The sequence below is a fragment of the Lachnoclostridium sp. An196 genome (assembly GCF_002160135.1).
Taxonomy (GTDB): domain Bacteria; phylum Bacillota; class Clostridia; order Lachnospirales; family Lachnospiraceae; genus Hominiventricola; species Hominiventricola avistercoris.
This window is the reverse complement of the sequence record NZ_NFJZ01000003.1, coordinates 199560-217742: the sequence shown is the minus strand read 5'-3', so window position 1 is coordinate 217742 and position 18183 is coordinate 199560. Positions and strand designations below refer to the sequence as shown.

The 18183-nt window shown below is 46.2% G+C and carries 18 protein-coding genes and 2 pseudogenes; all 20 read right to left on the bottom strand.

Going from position 1 to position 18183, the window contains the following annotated elements; genetic code table 11:
- On the bottom strand, positions 1-393 hold the full coding sequence (locus B5F29_RS05565) for a TnpV protein (RefSeq protein ID WP_087153677.1): 393 nt from the start codon (positions 391-393) through the stop codon (positions 1-3).
- 98 nt (positions 394-491) lie between these two features.
- A pseudogene (locus B5F29_RS05560) lies at positions 492-1571 on the bottom strand (VirD4-like conjugal transfer protein, CD1115 family); the annotation flags it as partial.
- A 42-nt stretch (positions 1572-1613) separates the two neighbouring features.
- Complete coding sequence (locus tag B5F29_RS05555; RefSeq protein WP_242955584.1) at positions 1614-1793, bottom strand: transposon-encoded TnpW family protein; 180 nt, start codon at positions 1791-1793, stop codon at positions 1614-1616.
- Between the two features lie 251 nt (positions 1794-2044).
- Positions 2045-3373: a virulence-associated E family protein gene (locus B5F29_RS05550; RefSeq protein WP_334293251.1), complete on the bottom strand. Its 1329-nt coding sequence runs from the start codon at positions 3371-3373 to the stop codon at positions 2045-2047.
- On the bottom strand, positions 3315-3953 hold the full coding sequence (locus B5F29_RS05545) for a CHC2 zinc finger domain-containing protein (RefSeq protein ID WP_087153674.1): 639 nt from the start codon (positions 3951-3953) through the stop codon (positions 3315-3317). The genes B5F29_RS05550 and B5F29_RS05545 overlap by 59 nt, the downstream gene beginning before the upstream one ends.
- Positions 3954-4009: 56 nt before the next feature.
- The gene (gene mobQ / locus B5F29_RS05540) at positions 4010-5596 is read right to left on the bottom strand and encodes a MobQ family relaxase (RefSeq protein ID WP_087153673.1); all 1587 of its coding nucleotides are present in this window, start codon (positions 5594-5596) and stop codon (positions 4010-4012) included.
- Positions 5597-5876: 280 nt separating this feature from the next.
- Positions 5877-6194, bottom strand: a complete 318-nt coding sequence (locus tag B5F29_RS05535) for a DUF3847 domain-containing protein (protein ID WP_087153672.1) — start codon at positions 6192-6194, stop codon at positions 5877-5879.
- Positions 6195-6265: 71 nt separating this feature from the next.
- Positions 6266-8137: a hypothetical protein gene (locus B5F29_RS05530; RefSeq protein WP_087153671.1), complete on the bottom strand. Its 1872-nt coding sequence runs from the start codon at positions 8135-8137 to the stop codon at positions 6266-6268.
- Positions 8138-8139: 2 nt separating this feature from the next.
- A complete protein-coding gene (locus B5F29_RS05525; protein WP_087153670.1) occupies positions 8140-9717 on the bottom strand; it encodes an ATP-binding protein in 1578 nt (525 codons plus the stop codon).
- A gap of 15 nt (positions 9718-9732) precedes the next feature.
- Positions 9733-11430, bottom strand: coding sequence for an ATP-binding protein (locus tag B5F29_RS05520; protein ID WP_087153669.1), 1698 nt, complete (start codon positions 11428-11430; stop codon positions 9733-9735).
- Between the two features lie 12 nt (positions 11431-11442).
- Positions 11443-12603 (bottom strand): hypothetical protein, encoded by a 1161-nt coding sequence (locus B5F29_RS05515; RefSeq protein ID WP_087153668.1) that lies wholly within the window; start codon positions 12601-12603, stop codon positions 11443-11445.
- 16 nt (positions 12604-12619) lie between these two features.
- Positions 12620-12826 (bottom strand): helix-turn-helix domain-containing protein, encoded by a 207-nt coding sequence (locus B5F29_RS05510; RefSeq protein WP_087153667.1) that lies wholly within the window; start codon positions 12824-12826, stop codon positions 12620-12622.
- A 241-nt stretch (positions 12827-13067) separates the two neighbouring features.
- Positions 13068-13358, bottom strand: coding sequence for a molecular chaperone (locus tag B5F29_RS05505; RefSeq protein ID WP_087153666.1), 291 nt, complete (start codon positions 13356-13358; stop codon positions 13068-13070).
- Positions 13336-13629, bottom strand: coding sequence for a hypothetical protein (locus B5F29_RS05500; protein WP_087153665.1), 294 nt, complete (start codon positions 13627-13629; stop codon positions 13336-13338). Before B5F29_RS05500 ends, B5F29_RS05505 begins: the two co-directional genes overlap by 23 nt.
- Positions 13630-13722: 93 nt before the next feature.
- On the bottom strand, positions 13723-14010 hold the full coding sequence (locus tag B5F29_RS16265) for a CD1845 family protein (RefSeq protein WP_143449122.1): 288 nt from the start codon (positions 14008-14010) through the stop codon (positions 13723-13725).
- Between the two features lie 2 nt (positions 14011-14012).
- Positions 14013-14288 carry a DUF6809 family protein gene (locus B5F29_RS05495; RefSeq protein ID WP_009259727.1) on the bottom strand — a complete coding sequence of 92 codons (276 nt, stop codon included), beginning with the start codon at positions 14286-14288 and terminating at the stop codon, positions 14013-14015.
- A gap of 14 nt (positions 14289-14302) precedes the next feature.
- Positions 14303-14680: a TnpV protein gene (locus B5F29_RS05490; protein WP_087153664.1), complete on the bottom strand. Its 378-nt coding sequence runs from the start codon at positions 14678-14680 to the stop codon at positions 14303-14305.
- The gene (locus B5F29_RS05485) at positions 14677-17082 is read right to left on the bottom strand and encodes a recombinase family protein (protein ID WP_087153663.1); all 2406 of its coding nucleotides are present in this window, start codon (positions 17080-17082) and stop codon (positions 14677-14679) included. Before B5F29_RS05485 ends, B5F29_RS05490 begins: the two co-directional genes overlap by 4 nt.
- 71 nt (positions 17083-17153) lie before the next feature.
- Positions 17154-17684: pseudogene (locus B5F29_RS05480) on the bottom strand (type IV secretory system conjugative DNA transfer family protein); the annotation flags it as partial.
- Positions 17681-18181, bottom strand: coding sequence for a PcfB family protein (locus B5F29_RS05475; RefSeq protein WP_002587405.1), 501 nt, complete (start codon positions 18179-18181; stop codon positions 17681-17683). The pseudogene B5F29_RS05480 and the gene B5F29_RS05475, both read right to left, overlap by 4 nt.
- Positions 18182-18183 lie beyond the last annotated feature (2 nt).

Genomic DNA, 18183 nt, shown 5'->3' with positions numbered 1-18183 from the left:
TCACAGCACCTCCTTTGCATCATAGATCAGTTCGTGACGGACAATTTCCTCCGCACGGTTTCGGATGCTGTTCATTGCCCTGACCCATGCCATCTGATCCTGGGCTTTCAATTCCTCAGTGATTTCTTCCGTTTCTTTTATCTGGGCAATGATACAATGCAGCCGGTTTTGTGCCTGTTCGTTCAGATCCGCCAGGTATGTCCAGAGTTTTCCGGTCAAAATCAGGTCATTATACTGGGCTGGATGGCACTGCTCCAGATAGGCTTTGTGCATACGGCCCCAAATCCCAATGGGGCGGTTTTCTTCCGGCAGCTGTAAGTCTGGAATGTAGTAATCACCGACCAGTGTATAGCTAATGCCGTTTTGACAGGTTTTCTTCGGTAAGTGTTCCATAAGCGACCTCCTGTATTCGATTTTTCTCCGAATTCAGCTGATCGTGTCCCTGTTCATGTCAAATTCAAGGCAGCTGAACTCTTCACCAACAAGTATGGCATATCTTTCCCCAATTTCTGATAATTAAGAGAGTGGGAGGTCTCCCGCCCACGGCTCTCGCCGGTGTTGTAGGTGTCGATAGTTTCTTTCCCAAGCACGGCAGCCAATTCCTTTAAGGTAGTCGGCTCCTTGCCGCCCAAGAAGATGGATGTGTCCATATTACCAATGATGGTATCGGCGTTGTCCTTGTAGATGGCTTTCAGCTGGGATTGTGCCTGCAACACCAGACAGGCGGAGATCTCTCGGCTTCGGATGGTGGCCACCAGCTTCTCCAGCTTGGGAATCTGGCCGATATTGGCACACTCGTCGATGAGGCAGCGCACATGGATGGGCAGCCGCCCACCGTACACATCATCAGCCTTTTCACACAAGAGGTTGAAAAGCTGGGTATAACACATGGAAATCAGAAAGTTAAAGCTGTCATCCGTATCACTCATAATGAGAAACAGCGCTGTTTTCCGGTCTCCCAGGGTATCTAACTCCAACTCATCATAGGAAGTGACCTCCCGCAGCTCCGCGATGTCAAACACCGCAAGACGCGCACCACAGGAAATCAGAATACTCTTGGCAGTCTTACCAGCAGCCAGCTTATATTTTTTGTACTGGCGCACGGCGAAGTGGTTGGGGTTCTCTGCCTCCAGGGCGTCAAACATCAGGTCAACAGGATTTTTGAACTCCTCGTCATCCTCTCGAACCTCCATCGCGTTAATGAACTCAATGAGAGTGGAGAAATTCTGTTCCTCCACCGGAGCTTCATAATGGATATACCCAATAAGGGCGCAATACAGTAGCGTCTCCGCCTTGACCCAAAAATCGTCCCCGGCCTTGCCCTCTCCCTTCGTATTCGCAATTAAGGTCGTTACCAGCTTCAAGATGTCCTTTTCACTGTGAATGTACGAAAAAGGATTGTAGTGCATCGACTTTTTGAAGTTGATGGTATTCAAAACCTTGATTCGATACGATTCATAAATGACCTTACCATGCTTGTTTTTCAGGGGCTTTCCGTCCTTGCCCAACTTTGGCGTTCCTCGCTGAAGCATCTTTCCGCACTCGACTAAAATAGTTCCCTTCGGGAGTGTTTTGTCAAGATAAATAAAGGGAATATCTCACCAAGTTTTGCATCAAAAATTCGATGATTTCACATCGTCCTTCATCAGTCGCTTCATTTTGTCCTCCAGCGTGTCCTTTGCGGTCTGGCTGAAATGAACGCCCACCACATAGGTGGTCTTGCCCAGCTTCATGCTGAATGTTCCTGCCGGACTTGCCTGTCCTGCTTTCGTTTTGGCTGCTGCCTGTTCCATGTGCGACACCTCCTGTAAAGAAGCCCGACAAAGGAAAGGCTGACAACGAAGTCCTGACAACGGACATCAGAAAACCTTAAAACTCTGTCGGGCAGATGCTCTATTTTCTTTTTCTTCTTTTTTTATAAAAGTCGGTTGTCATGGTTGTCAGTGGAGAGGAAACGCCCATCAAATCAGGGGTTTTCAGACTTTCGCCCGACAACCAGACCGACAACCGGCTCGACAACAAAACGGCAACCGGCACTGATTTTTTACTTTAGCCACTCTGGGGGAAGTTCCAGCTGCTCCACTTCCTCCGGCGTCAATTCCTGAAAATCTCCACCTCTGTTGTCGGGCTGGATGCGCTCCCAGCCTTTCTGCCGCCCATAGGGGCTGCGGAAGTACCGAGGATTGGAAAACGCCCTCCATCCGGTCACGCTGTTGTTCATAATGTCGTTGATCTCCCGGATTTCCCATTGCTTCGGCTCATCAAAGCTGTGTCCCAGGGCTTCCCGGAACAGCTGCTTGGAGCAGACCATGTTGTCCGAACACTTTTCCAGATACTCGATGATCTGTCCGGCTTTGGTGTCCTCCGGCATAAAGTCACGCTGGTGGACTTTCAGATACTCGTTCATTGCCGGGCTGAACCGGAGTTTGAAGTTTCCGCTGCGGTAAATCTCCATCGCTTCTGCCCAGACCTGTATGAGATAGGCTCTTGCTGCCGGTTCATCATCCAGAATGTGGATTTCTGCCAACTCTGGATGTACCATGACCGGCACAAAACGGCGGTTGCCGGTGCGGTCAAGGGGCAGGAAGTCCAGCGTGTTGGAAGTGCCGCAGAACACACACTGCCGTTTTCGGTCTGCCGGGTGGGTTTCGTATGGCACTTTATAGGTTTCCTTCTGGCGGCTGAGGAAGGATTTGATTTCCTCAATGCTCTTGGCATTGGCGGTGGCAATCATCTCCGACATCTCAATCAGCCAGTGTCCCTGCATCTTGCGGTACACATTTTCATCGTCCAGCTTTTTCAGGTCATCGGAAAACCAGTCATCCTGAACTGCCAGCAGGCGAAAGAACGAGGACTTTCCGGCTCCCTGACCGCCCACCAGACAGAGCATAATTTCAAATTTACAGCCGGGACGGAACGCCCGTGAGATTGCTCCCAGAAGGAACAGCCGCATGGCTTCACAGGTGTAATCATCGGCATCGGCTCCCAGAAAACGGTGCAGACAATATCGGATGCGCTCTATACCGTCCCACTGCAAGGCGTTGAGAAAATCCCGGACAGGATGATAGCGGTTTTCGTTGGCAATCACCATCACGGCATCCTGTATCTTTTTCTCGATGGTCAGCCCATAGTTTTCCTCAAAATACAAGAGCAGATATTTGATGTCCACATCGGTCAGAGTCGGGCTGTCCCGATACCAGCCGAGGGGCTTCACAATATCCACTCGTTCTGTCAGCAGATTTTTTCGGATAGCTCCTTTCAGCAGAGGGTCAAGCTGAAACACCCGTTTATAGTTGGCTGCGGCATTGGATACCTTACCTTTCTCGGTCTGTTCCAGGCTGCTTCTGACCTGTTCCACGGTGCAGAGTTCCAGCTGCTGTCCATTCTGCAATTCGCTGCTCAAGTTTCATCACCTCTTTTCCTTGCTGTGCTACAAGCTCCCGGCGTTCTTCCGGCGATCCGTCCAGAAAACTATCCAACAGATACTCTGTGTAGGATTTCCTTTGCAGGGCTTCCACAAAGAGCGGATGCAAGTCATCCTCCGGCGTTTGCGGGGCATACTGGTATTCCCATTTCTGGAGAAGGTGGAAGTATTCGCATAAGACCTTGTAGCAGTGCATTTCTTCCTGCCTGTATTTCTGCTCCGGGGTAGGTTCCCTGATATGGGGTTTGACGGTCGGCTTCTGCCCGTTGTCATAGGCAATCCCAAAATCATCAGCCAGCTTCATGGCGGCTTCCTTGCTGGGCAGCTGAAACAGCCGGGAAACAAAATCCACTGCATCCCCATCAGCCTGACAGCCAAAGCAGTGAAAACGCCTGTCCAGTTTCATGCTGGGGTTTTTGTCGTTGTGAAAAGGGCAGACCGCCATGCCATTTCTGCTGACAGTGATGCCGTACAGCTCCGCTGCCTGTCTGGTGGTCACATTCTGTTTGACCGCTTCAAATACATTCAAAATTCCACCTCCTAACAAAACAAAAGGCACCCGATTTCTTTTGAAAATCAGATGCCTTACCGTTCCATATTCTGTTTTTTCTCCTGCCGGTGCTGCTCGTCCTTTTTTCTGGATTCCTCCCGATAATCCTGAATCTGTTCGGTGACAGAGTGCTTCGGCTCCGGCTTCTTTTTGACCTCTGCCTGTTCCGGGGAAAGTACCTTGCTGACCCAGTATCGGATTTCTTTCAGCGGCTTCAATTCCTCCTGCACTGCCGCCAACTGCCCGGTATATTCTGCGTGAGAAGTTTGCAGCTGTTCATATTCCGCTTGCAGGGCTTCCAGATCAACATTCAGGTCAACACCATGCTTTTTCAAAAAACGGTACGCCTTGTTGTATGTGTCCAGCTCGTCCCGGTGGCTTTCCGCATAAACGGACTGCACTGTTTTCCAGCCGATTCGCACATACTTGTCATGGACAGCTTTATGCTGCTGACAATCTTGGGCGGCGTTCTGGATGCCGGTAATCACTTTCATGCGGCTCTCGGCTTTCCTCATGCCGGTGCTGATGCTGCCGGATTTCTGTTTCACTTCCTCCAGCACACTGTCCAGCTGTTCCAGCGTAAAAATCTCATGGTCTTTCAGATAATTGGTGGCGTTGACAAAGGACTGCAAATCTTTCGTTGCACCTTTTTGCTGACCGTATCTTGACCAGTCCCGGCGTTCTGCCTTTCTCAGATTGAGATAATCCCGCAGAAGGTTAATAAGGTCGGGGGATGCGTTTTCCGGCTTCTTCTCTGCCAGCAGCTCTTTCCGGGCTTCCAGAATATCGCTGATCCAGTCACGCAGATTCTGAATGGTACTGCGGATCACGCTCATCATGCGGTTGGCGGCTTTGATGTCCCGATTCAGATTGCCGATGTTGGTCTGGATGCCACGGCGTTCCATCTGTGTGACAGCTGCTCCCATGTGGACGGTGGGGAGGATGTCCAGCCCCTGCTTTTCATAGGAACGGAGATCGACACGGATAGGGCTGTTTACCATTTCCAGATAACGGTTCTGCACTGTTTCCCAGCCGGTGCGCCACTCCTGCCCATGATACTGCTCGTTCCAGTCAACAGTGTCCTCCTTATGGCTTTTCCAGTTCCCGGATGGAAGTCGGATGCGCTCGCCATTCTCGTCAAGGTCATAAACTTTTCTGGCTTTGGGAAGCCATTTCCCATGCTCGTCCATTGCCCGCATGGTCAGCATCACATGACAATGAGGATTGTGTCCCGGTGGCTTGGGGTCGTGGATGGCAAAATCAACAATCATACCTTTGGAAACAAAAAACTGATTGCAGTAGTCCTGCACCATCCGAGGATACAGTTCCTCCGGCACTTCTCTGGGCAGTGCCAGCACAAACCGTCTGGCAAGCTGGGAGTTCCACTGGTTTTCAACGGCTTCCACAGCGTTCCAGAGCTGTTCCCGGTCGGCGTATTCCGGTGGGGCATGGGATGGCAGCATGATTTCCGTGTAGACCACGCCTTCCTTTTTTCGGTAGTCTTTGTGCTTCTGGTCATACTCGGAAAACAGATTCTCTCCGCTCTGGTAGGCAGCTCCGGCAACAGCTGACTGCCGTTTGCTCCGCTTCGTGATTTTGATTTCAAAATGAGGGTTTGCCACTTCATCATCTCCTTTGGCAAAACAAAAGACCGTCTGCAAAGCTGCAAGCGGTCAGGTCATCGGGTTCTATTCCTGTTGTTCGGAAATTCCTGTCCGGCAGGGATTTTCGGACAGCAGGGGGCAAAGGGGTAGCTGGCTTTAGCCAGCGCAGGGGAAGTGCAGCTTCCACTGGATGATTGGAGCAGAGGGCTTATCCTGTGCGGAAATCATCAGCTCCCTGCAAGGGGCTTTCGGCAGAACGCAATGCACCACCTTTAGGCGGTGTATAATTGCGCCCTTGTTAAAACAAGGGGTTCTCGCTGCCGTCCGTTGTCAGCGTTTTTCTCCGCTTTTCAATCAGCGTGTCCAGCTTCTTTTGTGCGGCTTCATCGTGAAAGAGGAAGGTCAGCAGCTCCATCACATCGTCATCGGTCAGCAGAGTAGGCTCACGCAGAAACTTCTCCAGCATCCCGGCACGAGTACAAAGCCGGTGGGTTCTCTCGCTCCGTGTCAGGCGTTTTAGCTCATGCTCCAGCTGTTTCTCTCTGTGCTGGGCAGCAATCAGTTTTTTCTCGGCTGCGGCTCTCTGGCGGCTCAGTTTTTCCAGTTTTTCATTCATAGGATCAGGCTCCTTTCTGAATAATGGGCAAAACAAAAGCGACCAACTTTTTACGGTTGATCGCTTTTGGCTTAGTCATTATCCTGTTTGTTTTTCTTGATGAGTTCCTCGGCTTCGTCTCTTGTAAACTGATAGTAAGTCAACACATCTCGTACTTGCTCATCGTACTGGCTCATATCCAACTCTTTGAATTGGTTTAGTGCTACAATTTCCTGCACAGTTTTTAACTTGTCAGCAGGTAAGCTCCAGAATTTTTCCTCCCATTCTTTTGCCAGATTGTCCTTAAACATAAATCTGTAAATGATAAATGTTTCTGGCATCCAGAGGATAGTCCAGAAGCGTTGCTCATCTGCTCCAAATGCTTCTTCAAAGAATGTTTTCCCTTTACCTACCTTACCCTTTGTCGAATTAAGCACAGCTTGAATTGCTCTAATGAATTTTCTATTCCAATGCTTTCCAATGAAATCTCGATTCATAAAAAACTCTGGGTCATTGATTGGGTGGTATTTCATCGGGAATGAATAAATGTTGGCAGCAAGTTCGTCACACATATCAACATTCATCTTCATTCTGTGGTAAAGATGTTCCGGTTTATCATGGAAATTATAAAGCATATAGTTGGAAAGGTTCGTAATTCCATTTGATACAGCTGTTCTGATTGCTCTTTCATAAATATCTTTCTGTTCCCAATGGTCAAAGGCGACACGCAACGGATAGATATTTACTTCGGACAATTTTTTCATGTTAGCATCTGTGATAAGACGTGCATCAATACCTTGATTGAAATCGACAATACGTTTTAGCCCTTTTTTGTGCTTGAAATGCTTCGCATACAACGGAGCAACATACTCGTCCAATGACAATATATCTTCTTTTGTTGCAGTTTCATGATGCAAGCAGTCAACCTCTTCAAGTTTGAGATAGAACTCTGTTTTTTCTTCAGACGGTAACTTTTCCATCAAAGCCTTGTATAGTCTCACACATTTCCGAATATATGCTCTGTCGTTAAATCCGTCTCTCAGATTACGAATTGCAATCTCGTACTGGTTTGGTGGAATGTAGGTTGCTCCTCGTCCAAAGCCACATTCCTTAATCTCATCTATGATTTTGTCATAACACTTTGATGCCAGAACATTGTTATCCAGAAGAAGCAAATCTCTTTGCTCTCCAAAACGTTCCCTTGCTATATTTATCTGTTCTTTCAGACTGATATAATCACAGTAGGTCGGTTCGAGTGTAGGTACTGCACAAAAAGCACAGTGATTGATGCAACCTCTGGTCATGTATGCGAAATAAGCATTGTTCGCAGGATATTTATATTCTATCTCATCCAAAATTGAATAATCCAACGGCAATGTATCAATGATTGTTGTATCACCTTCGTCAATGTCACCAGGATGATTAAGCAATCCAATAAAAGGATGGATGCCTGTTGCTTGATAAACTTCTTCCGGCAACAATGTAGACATGATGCCACCTACCATAACATCCTTTTCGTCCTTGCATAATTTCTTAACGAAGTTGATGGTGTCTATTGTTATGTCCCAATAGAAAGTAAACAATGTAGTGATGCCGACCTTATCAAAGGGAGGATTCTTGAAATAATCTTTTCTCTTGTATGATAGGCGAGCATCTTTTGCAAGTTGATATGCCATTGCATTTGAAGTAAACGCTTCGCATTCATCTAATGCAGATGTATTAGCCTTACGAATATAATTAATGAGAACCAATTTATATTTCTTCCACTTTGTATCTGGGTCGATTGAAGAAAGCTGTTCAAGCAAATCTTCAATAACCAAATCAGCGGCAAGGTCTCTCAAGTCTCCTTTGAAAAAGCGAACATCATCGCCAGATTGACGGTAATAAGTCGCCAACTTCATAAGTCCCATTGGCGGATACTTGTTCTTGTAATTGGGTTCAACCAAAAGAACTTTTCTGTTCATGATTATCTAAACTCCTTTTCTATTGCTGCTTGAATTTCCTCAGCGATATTCTCAGGAGCTATTTGGCTAACAATTCCCATTATTTGTCCTACGAGTTTACGCTTGCTCTTGTCGAGCTTCGAAAGGTTATCTGTGAAATATTTAGATTTCTTTTCTTCCTTCTGCTCAACAATCTCTGTTTCTTTTTTCTCTGCTTTCTGAGTGTCAGAAGAAATATTCTTCTTCTCAAACTTATATTGAATCTCCTTCTGAACACGCTGTTCTGGAGTCAAAGAGCCACTTGCAGACAGAGTTCCAACAGTCTTTTCGAGTTTCTTTTTAGCAGCATCTTTTTTCTTTCTTGCATCTTCAACCGTAGCCTCCATGCGGCTCTGTTCCTTTTTATCAACAAAACCTTTTGCGTGCTTCTCTTGAAGTTTTGCAACAGCATCATTATAGGCTTCCAACTTCCTATAATGGTTTTTGGTTTCGTTAGCCACATGATACAAACGATGAAGCTCATCGTAAAAAAATACTCTAAGCTGTTCTTCCAGTTTTATTCTTGCCGGGGTTTCATTAAAGTAGTTTCTCTGAGAGTTAGGAATAAGATTCTTGTCAACAGTAAAAATCTCTCCTATAAAGTAGCTATTTCCTCGATCTTCCTTGAATAAGGACGCAACAGCCGTATTATCTCCGATTTGGATATTTCCTTGTCTCAACCTAAATCCATACATAGGATTTAATGCCTTGGGAATAGCCTTTTCAAATCGGCATAAACCATACCATGCCCATGCTATCAAAGTTTTCCCATCGTAAAAGTCCTTAAACTCCACACCAAAAACATCATCATAGATTTTTCGTGCATTATCTGTACCTTCATACAAACGGGTTTTATATTCCTTAAAAAGCTGCGCTCCATTAACAGTAACCTTGTATTCGTCAATGGTAAAACCAAGGCTTTTAGCATGACCATAAATATCATGCCTATAATGGAACTTGTTTGTATAAGGAACAGGAGCAACAAAACTCAAATAATCACGCACTCCGGCGGTATCAAGCAAATCAGTGTTTTCGTGGTTAATATCAATCAGCTCAACCTTGAAGTAATGTTTGTCCTTTTCTTCCTTATCAGTTTTAGTTGTTACGATTGCATCAAGAATCTCATCCACGGTATACTTCTTGTCTGAAATCAACATCTCACGCATCAGCTTCGCATCAAAGCTCATTTGAGAAGCTACTGCCTCTCCTGCATATGATGTTGTAAAAACCAAAGTTCGACAATACGCCAAACCGCAAAGTCGTCCAATACCACGGAAACCTTTGTCTACACCGATCTTTTTATCGGAGTTTGCAATGTCGCCCAACTGTGCAACAAAATCTTTTTCTCGTACACCCGTAGCGTTATCTTCAATCGAAATATATCGTTTCTTTTGGTCGATAAAAATTGCAACTTCTGCTAATTCGGGGGCTACAATCCCACTATCTATTGCCTTATCAATCTGGTCACAGGCATTCTGTACATATTCTCTGTAGGCTACCTTTGAATCCGAATACATACCCGTTGTCAGATTTTCAAGGATATTCTTTCCTATCTTAGCCATGTCATTTCACTTCCATCATTTTATCTGTTTATAAATTGGCTTCGGGAATTTGATGTGCAGCATAGACCTAAAGATAGGATTTTGCACAATGTATTCGCCTTGCTTTAATCTTGTCATCATTGTCTTGTATACGGATGGAACACTCTTATAATCACTCTTTGTAACCTCAATGGAGTTTGTTCTGCCATAGGCATGAGTAGAGCAGTTACCCGTTACTCTATCATGGATTGCACTTCTAAACTGTTCTGCGGCAAACAAAACAACACCTAACGAACGTCCTCTTTCAGCAACATCAAGGATCTGTTGAAGAATCGGAGAATGACGAGGAGCATCTTTAGAAGCATACTTGTTCAACTCGTCGATGAAAATAATAATTCTGGACGGAGGTGCTACACCCTCGTCTCCGTTGTACTCTCCAAGCTGCAAGTTATACAGCGTTCTAACCGCATCACCAAACACATACGCTTGCTTATCTTCCGAGAGTTTTGCGATGTCAATGACATGGACTTCGTTCTTTTTGATGTATTTCAACGAATCGCCAAGTCTTGTTTCCGCCTTGCTTTCATCAACAGCTCTTGCAAAAATAGCGGTTTTGTCGTTAATCGCCTTATTTACAATACGGTAGAACTTTCGCCAGCTTGAAATAGGAATTTCCTTGTCTGTTGTTCCACCAGCATTGCATTTTTCCTTAATCGCTTCAAGGAACTCTTGCCAGTCATTTACAGAACCGAATTTACCTTGACCCGCCATAATATAATTGATGATTGCATCCATAGTCTGAGTGGTATCATCAATATTAGAGAACATCAAATCCAAGTTATTGCGATCATACTTGTAGATATACTTGAATTTCTTTGCCTTTTTCTTCTTTACATTGTCAGCTACTTCTTCTGGCTTCAAATACGTATTCCAGTATTTCTCGGTAGAATAAGGATAGTAGTAGGTTACATTTTGGAAAGGCTCTGCTGACAAGCCTAATTTCTCATACATAGAAAGGTTTTCTTTTCGTGCCTGTTCCGGATTTTCTTCATCGCTGTAATCATTTGGTTGGTCAATGGTTAAAAGGTCTCTACCCTTAACATTGAACATAACAAACGCAACGGAATCTTCCTCATCCTCGCTATTCAAATATCTGTCCTGGATAGCTTTCATCAAAAACATTGAATAGGATGTTTTTGCAGCAAGACCAGAAATACCAGAGATATTCAGATGTGCGCCCTCTGGTCCGATAATGAATTTAGAATTCAGCCGTACAGGAAGCATAACCTTTTCACAGCCGGCGGTTCCTTCGTACATTTCAAGATAACCACATACCAACGGATTACGAATATCTTTTAATCCTAACGCATATTCGATTTCATTGGCTGTTGCAAGATATACCTTTGCATTGCTTTGGCAAGGAATGTAGATATTCTTGGTGTTACATACAACTTTTGCTTGAACATAGTTCATCCCAACACGTAATGTAGGACTTTCTACACCTACATCACCGAAATCACTTGAAATGTAGTTCGTTAAAAAGCTCGCTGCATCAGTAATATGAGATATATCCTCAATCATACCATATGAAAAAGATCCATTAACGTGTTCGACTTTTACAATATCAAACGGATTTAATATCAGCGTCGGATTAGTCCAAAATGCAAAATTATCAATAGTCGTAGGGGCTTTTTCTGTTGCCAACACTCGACCTATAATCGTAGAATCTGTCACAACATTTCCTCCTTAGAATAAGTGCAGAAACATTTCTGTACTCATGTATTTGCTTTTCACAAAAGATTCTGTCAAGAAAACGGGGTAAAGATGGTTTGCCCATCTCTTATCCGTACCATAACACGTTGGAGTTCGTTCATTGATCAGCGTAGCACTCAACAAATCAATTTCATCACTGTCTATGCCTATGCCATATTCCTCGTCCATAAGAATTTTTTCAACCTTAATCACGCCATCAAAAGGAGTTCTGGTGTGCTTCTTATCTCTGATTCTTATGTACCAGACTGCAAACTGGACATCCCCTAAAAAAGCCTTGTTTTCATAGAGTGCAACTGGCGTTCTATGGAATAGTGGAAGGTCAGCAATGTAGTTCGCATTCGGTTTGCCAGTATGGTCTAAAATGCTTTCGGGATTAAAGGATTTTGAAACGCCTATAACCCAACGATAGTTGTGCTTTATCTTCTGAAGTTCTCGCAAATCGTCTCTGCCTGTTTTCATTGGCTTGTATTCCAGCGAACCATCTTTGAGCAAATAATTATTCTGATTGATTCTGCCTGCTTTTACAAGCTCTGCTACCATTTCCTTTTCGGACTGTATCATGTAATCTTGGATGCAGGCTATGCCACTATCTTCAACTTTTCCTTTTCTCTTGTCTTTTGGCATTGTGTACGGAAGGATAGCTGAGAATTCAATCCCTAATCGCTTTAACTCAGCACTCTTGTTCAACTTTACTGTTTTTGCTGCAAAGAACTCCTCATCACCCCAACCATCTGCATTACATACATTGGGTAGAGACAATACCAGCCTTCTATAAAACTTTTCGGCGTGCATAACACCATCTACTCGTCTGCAACATCCAACGCCAACTTGTCCGGCTACAACTGGATAGACCTGTTTGTTATATGAAATATCGTCAACTTTATAGGCATGACGTGAACCATCTAAGAAATAGCTAATAACAGGGGGACTACCTGCTAACTGTCTTGCATAGTCTCCAAGTGGCACTGGCTTTTTGTGGCGTGTGGTCTCGCCAGATACTTGCCATTTCATTATTTTGCTGCCATCATCGTCATAATCAAATGATGGCATTCCTATGGTATCAAACGAATATTTTTCCGTATTATAGCTTTTACCATTCGTTTCTTTGGCTATTATCTGCATTATCTTTGCCATGATGTCACCTCCTCAATTAAGAATCATCTTCGTCAAAATCAACCTTAATTGAGTTATCATTACAAAAAGCATTGATTTTTTTCATAGCAGCATAGTTCGGTTTTGACTTCCCACGTTCCCAACGATTCACTGTTGAGAACGATACGCCTATCTCTTTTGCAAAAGATTCTTGACTAAGATAAGCGACCTTTCGGATGTATTTAATTGCTTCTGAAAAATTCATATTCTCACCTCTATAATGTGCGGTGTTTATACAATAATTCACTATACATTATAGCAAGTTTGCTATAAAAATGCAATAGCAGAGCTATAAAACTCGGAAATAATTTGCAATTCTTCAACTCTAAATCGGCTTTTTCAACAAATATTTGTAACTTGATACTTTATACCTTTCTATGTAGTTGTGGTCAGAACATCGGGTGCAGACCCGACATTCTGACCGCAAATCGCCCCTTATCGCTGCATTACTTTGTCTTGCCGTTGAAACCATTTTTCTGGGCGTGCTGACTGGCTTTCTGCCTGCGTTCCTCGCTGTACGGCGGTTGCAAGCGGATGGACAGCCGGGACTTGTCGATCAGATAGGACACGCCGCCCAGATGCTCCGGCTTTTCCAGTTGGCACAGGTCAGGATACTTTTTGCTGAACGCAGCCAGCCGCTTTTTTAGCCCGGCATTGTAGGTGTAGATGCTGGCAGTGCTTTCTCCCTCGTTGAACAGGATGATGGTTTCTTTCTCAATCTTCGTCAATCTCGTCATTGTCAACCTCCATGCTGCCGCCCACGATGCGATTCAAAATAGCCTTGTGCCGGTAATAGGCTTCCATCTCCAGCTTCATATTGTAGAAGAAGCAGCGATACCACTTTTCTACGCCCTCGCTGTCCAGCTTGTCAGCCAGAGTTTCCACGACTTTCTTTCCGGCAGGGTCGGGAATCAGGTGTGCCACCTGATACAGACGCTCCACCGTTGCTTCACGGTTAGGGCAGCCAAAGACAAACAGGATTTTCTTTTCACCAATGCTCATTTTCATAAAATAGTCCTCCTTGAAGTTGATAAAAATAAAAGCGGCAGATAGTTCCCATAGGAATACCTGTCGCTTTGTGAACAATATGAAATTGTCGGGTCAGGACTTGATAAAATTACGCAGTCCGTAGTTTATGTCTACAATTCTTTCAATCAGCCATTCCGCTATCCGGGGGATGATGAAGATTACAAAGCTGACTGCCAGCATTTTCAATGCTTCCATGACGGTACACACTCCAAACATTAGCCCGGCAAGTGTAATTATGAAGATTATTCCTGCCAGCAGGTCAAAAAGGATAGCAGAAAAGGAAGTCAGAAAGATTGCCACCCATTGAATCAGGGCCACAGCTGCCACCAGCGGCAACGCCAACAGCTTTATCAGAAACATGACTATTTCTCCCCATTGACCTGTTCATAGGCTTCATGCTGAACAATCAACCCAGCAGAAAAGCCGTATTTGAAGTGGCTTTCGCTTTCTTCACATTGGGCGATTGCTGTCTGCGCCCGGAGTTCCTTCACCAGTTCATAGTCCTCTTTGCTGAGCCGCTGGGACAGCTGCTCCATCAGTTTCTCACAGGCTTTGACCGCCTTGCGGTATACTTCCGATGTGGGGACAACCGTTTCACATGGATAAAACCTCCCGCTGTACATCTCTTCCAAAATCATAGCACCACCTCCCTTCAGCAGTAGATTAACTCTGCCTTGATGATTTCCTCTGCCCGGCTGCGGATGGAGTTCATGGACTGCACCCACAACATCTGATTTTCAGCTTTCATGGCTTCGGTCACACCCTCGGCTTCTGCCATCTGGCGGATAATCAGGTTCAGCCTGTCAGATGCCTGTTCGTTCAGATCGGCAAGGACAGTGTGGAGCTTGCCGGACAAAAGCAGGTCACTGTAAACCATCGGGCGAAACTGTTTCAGATAGGACTGGTGCAGCCGTCCCCAGTGACCAATGGGGCGGTGTTCCTCCGGCAGCTTCAAATCCGGCACATAGTAATCGCCCACCAGCACATAGTCCATGCCGTTTTCGTGGATTCTCGGTTTTAACTCTTTCATGCTGAAATTTCCTCCTTGCTCTGGTTCTTTTTATGATAATCCTCCCTGCGTTTGGCAAGGTAGGCTTCATAACGCCTGATGCCATCAGGATCACCGGCTTCTGCCGCCGCTTTCATTTTCTGACGGGATTTTGTGGTTGCTTCGCTCTGGTATTTCCGCTTTTCAGCCAACTGCCGGGCAGCTTCCGGGTCAGTCCTGGCAAGCTCAACCAGTGCATTGTGTTCAGCCTTGCGTTTGGCTGTCCGGGTGCGGGTATATTCAGCCTTACGCTCCGCCATCATAGCCGCATACTCCGGGTCTGACGCTATCCGGGCTTCTTCACGCTCCTTTTTGCGATGCCGGGCTTCGGCTTCTTTGGCTTTCATTGCCGCCCATTGCTCGGCAGCTTCCGGGTCAGTTTTGGCTTTTTCTCTCAGCTCGGCTCGTGACAGCTTCTTTTTCCGGGTAGCTCGTTCTATACGCTTACGCTCGGTTTCCAGCAGCTTTTCCTGACGGATACGCTCTTTTTCATCCAGCTGCCGGAGATATTCCGGGTCAGCTTCTCTGGCTTCCCGAACCTTCTGGCGGTACTTCTGGTTTCGCTCTCGCAGTTTGCTCAAATGCTGCTCATACTGGGCAATCGCTTCCGGATCACCGGCTTCTGCTGCCAGTCGCAGGGCTTCTATTTTCTGTTTCCTGCGTTCATTGGCTCGTCTGCCTTTTTCCTGCTTTTTCCGTTTTTGCTCCGCATCTATGGCGGCAATTCGTTCTTCCTCGGACACAGTTTCAACAGGCGGGTAGTAGCTGCCGATGAAATTAAAGTGGATGTCGATGTTCTGCTGGCGGTAGATGGTGCGCCCACCAGTTGCTTCATGAACTTCCACCCGGTCGATGAAAGAGTAGAGCATGGCATCGGTCAGTTCTGTGCAGTCACGGTATTTTCTGACCAGTGCCAGAAAACGCTCAGTGTCTGCTTTCTTTACGGTTTCCTGCTGAATCTGGCTTTCCAGCTCCTGTACCCGCCGTTCCAGAAGGATTTGTTCTTCATCGTACTGCTGGATCATGCGCTGCGCCTGTCGTTCCGGCAGCACACCTTTTACGGAGCTTTCGTACAGGTTTTGGATCATGGTGTCCAGCTCTGCCATGCGCTTTCTGGCTTCTTCCAGTTCCCGCTGTCCGCTGTCTGTGTTTTTGCTCTGGTTTTCATTCCAGATGCTTTTGAGCTGGGCAACAAACTCGGCTTCATTTTCAAGGGCATATTTGCTGACCGCTTGGATTGCCTGTAAAATTACCGCTTCCAGAACCGATGTTTTGACAAAATGGGATACACATTGACCGGCAGTATTCCGATAATTTCCGCACTGAAAAGCTGAATCTGAATCAAACCGTTTTCCGCTTTTCACCCTGTCCGGGCTGCAAAAATTCATCCTTGCACCGCAGTCTGCACAGTAAATCAAGCCGGACAGACGGTGGGTATAGGTTCCGTTGGCTGCTTTCGGACGCTTCTGCAACCGCAGTTTATGGGCAATATCCCATGTGTCCTGTTCAATAATGGCTTCATGGGTATCGGGGAAAATCATCAGTTCATCGGCTGTGGCGGCTCTGCGCTGCTTCGTTTTGAAATTTTCGCAGATGGATTTGCCCAGCACCGTATGTCCCAGATATTCCTGCCTGTCCAGAATGTACCCTACGGTGGTTGCACTCCAGCGGTAGGGGTCTGCAACCTCGCTGTGTCTGCAATTTTCGGGAAAATATCTGGCGGCATAGGCTGACGGTATCAGTATCTTTTCCGCTGACAGCATTTCGGCAATGGCAGTTACTCCAATGCCCTGACAAGCCAGGCAGAAGATTTTCCTGACAACCTCGGCAGCCGGTTCATCCACGAACAGCTGCTGCTTGTCCTCTTTGGTGCGCTTGTAGCCATAGGGGATAGAGCCGCTGCACCTCATGCCGTTTTTCATCCGGGCTTTGAATACCGCCTTGATTTTGTTGCTGGTATCTTTCGCATACCACTCGTTCATGATGTTCAAAAACGGGGTAAGGTCATTGTCTGAGGGGTTGGCACTGTCCACGCTGTTGTTGATGGCGATGAACCGGATGCCCTTTTTCGGGAAAACAACCTCGGTATAGTAGCCGACTTGCAGGTAGTTTCTTCCAAAACGACTTAAATCCTTTACAATCAGGACAGCCACATGACCTGCTTCAATTTCTTCCAGAAGGGCGTTAAAGCCGGGACGATTGAAGTTTGTGCCGCTGTACCCATCGTCCGAAAAATGCCGGATATTTCTCATGCCATGCTGACGGGCATATTCTTCAAGGTACATTTTCTGATTCTGGATACTGTTGGATTCTCCGACCTGTTCATCATCTCTGGACAGCCGCTCATACAACGCTGTGATTTTGATTTCTTCTTTCTTTGCCACGGTTTTAACCTCCCTTCGTTATGTACTTTTATCTCGTGTGACGCACCCTTTCTCTATCCTCTCCAAGTATAGCCCTTAGGATCGGTCACGACGTAGGAACTGTGCATTTGCATGAGATTGGGTTTAAGCCAGAAACGGGTTTTACCGGAACCGGAGCCACCAATTACCAGCACATTTTTATTCCTTGCCGTTTTCGGGTCTTTCGGGCGGCTGCTCATGGTCAGGCTTTCGGTTTTGGTCAGAATCACATTGTTCTGGAATACCGGGTCAATGTAGGGCGCGATGTCCTCATGGGTGCCCCAGCGGGCGGAGCCATACTCCATACCGTGCCGGTACTTCTTGGCGTTCTTGCTCTTGAGATAGACCGCCAGCCACAGGCCAGCACCGCAGCACAGCCCCACCAACAAATCCATAGGGTGCAGGCTGGGCCAGAAGCTTTGTAGCGCCCCAGGCAAAGCGGAGAAGAACGAGAGCAGTTTTTGAGAAGCGTCTACCCCCACAGCCAACCGCCACGCTTCACCGAAATTAGTGGCGAACAGCCCCATCAACAGATAGGGCAGATTCAGCAAAACGAGCTTTTTGATGTTGGGTTGCTTTTTCATCGTTCCAGCTCCTTTCGCTTGGTTCGATCCACAACGGCATTCTTCACCAGCTCCTTGAACTGCTTCAGCTTTGTCAGCACAGACGGGCGCTCCGTTTTCTCAGTCTTTTTGACCTTTTTGCCGGTGTACTCGGTAAATGCAGCGGTCAGCGCATCGGCATCCCGACCTTTGAAGAAGATCAGATACTTGGGCGGGGAACAACTGCAATCCTTTTTTACCGCATAATCCACCCCATATTTCCGGGCGATTTTTTCAAACTCCTTGATGGAGGGATCAGTAATCTCGATATTAGAAACACCCTGATTTTGACCTATAAGCTCTTTGACGGTCTGCTTACCGTGGGGAATGACAGGCGCATCCCGGCTTTTCTGCTTTTGCAGTTTTTTCTCTTTGAGATGGGCCATGTACTTGGTAACGGCGGCTTTGAGCAGCCTGCCGGTAAACTTTGTGCCGCTGACAACCAGCGTTAAAGTCCTGTTTTCTACTTCCTCCTGCATGG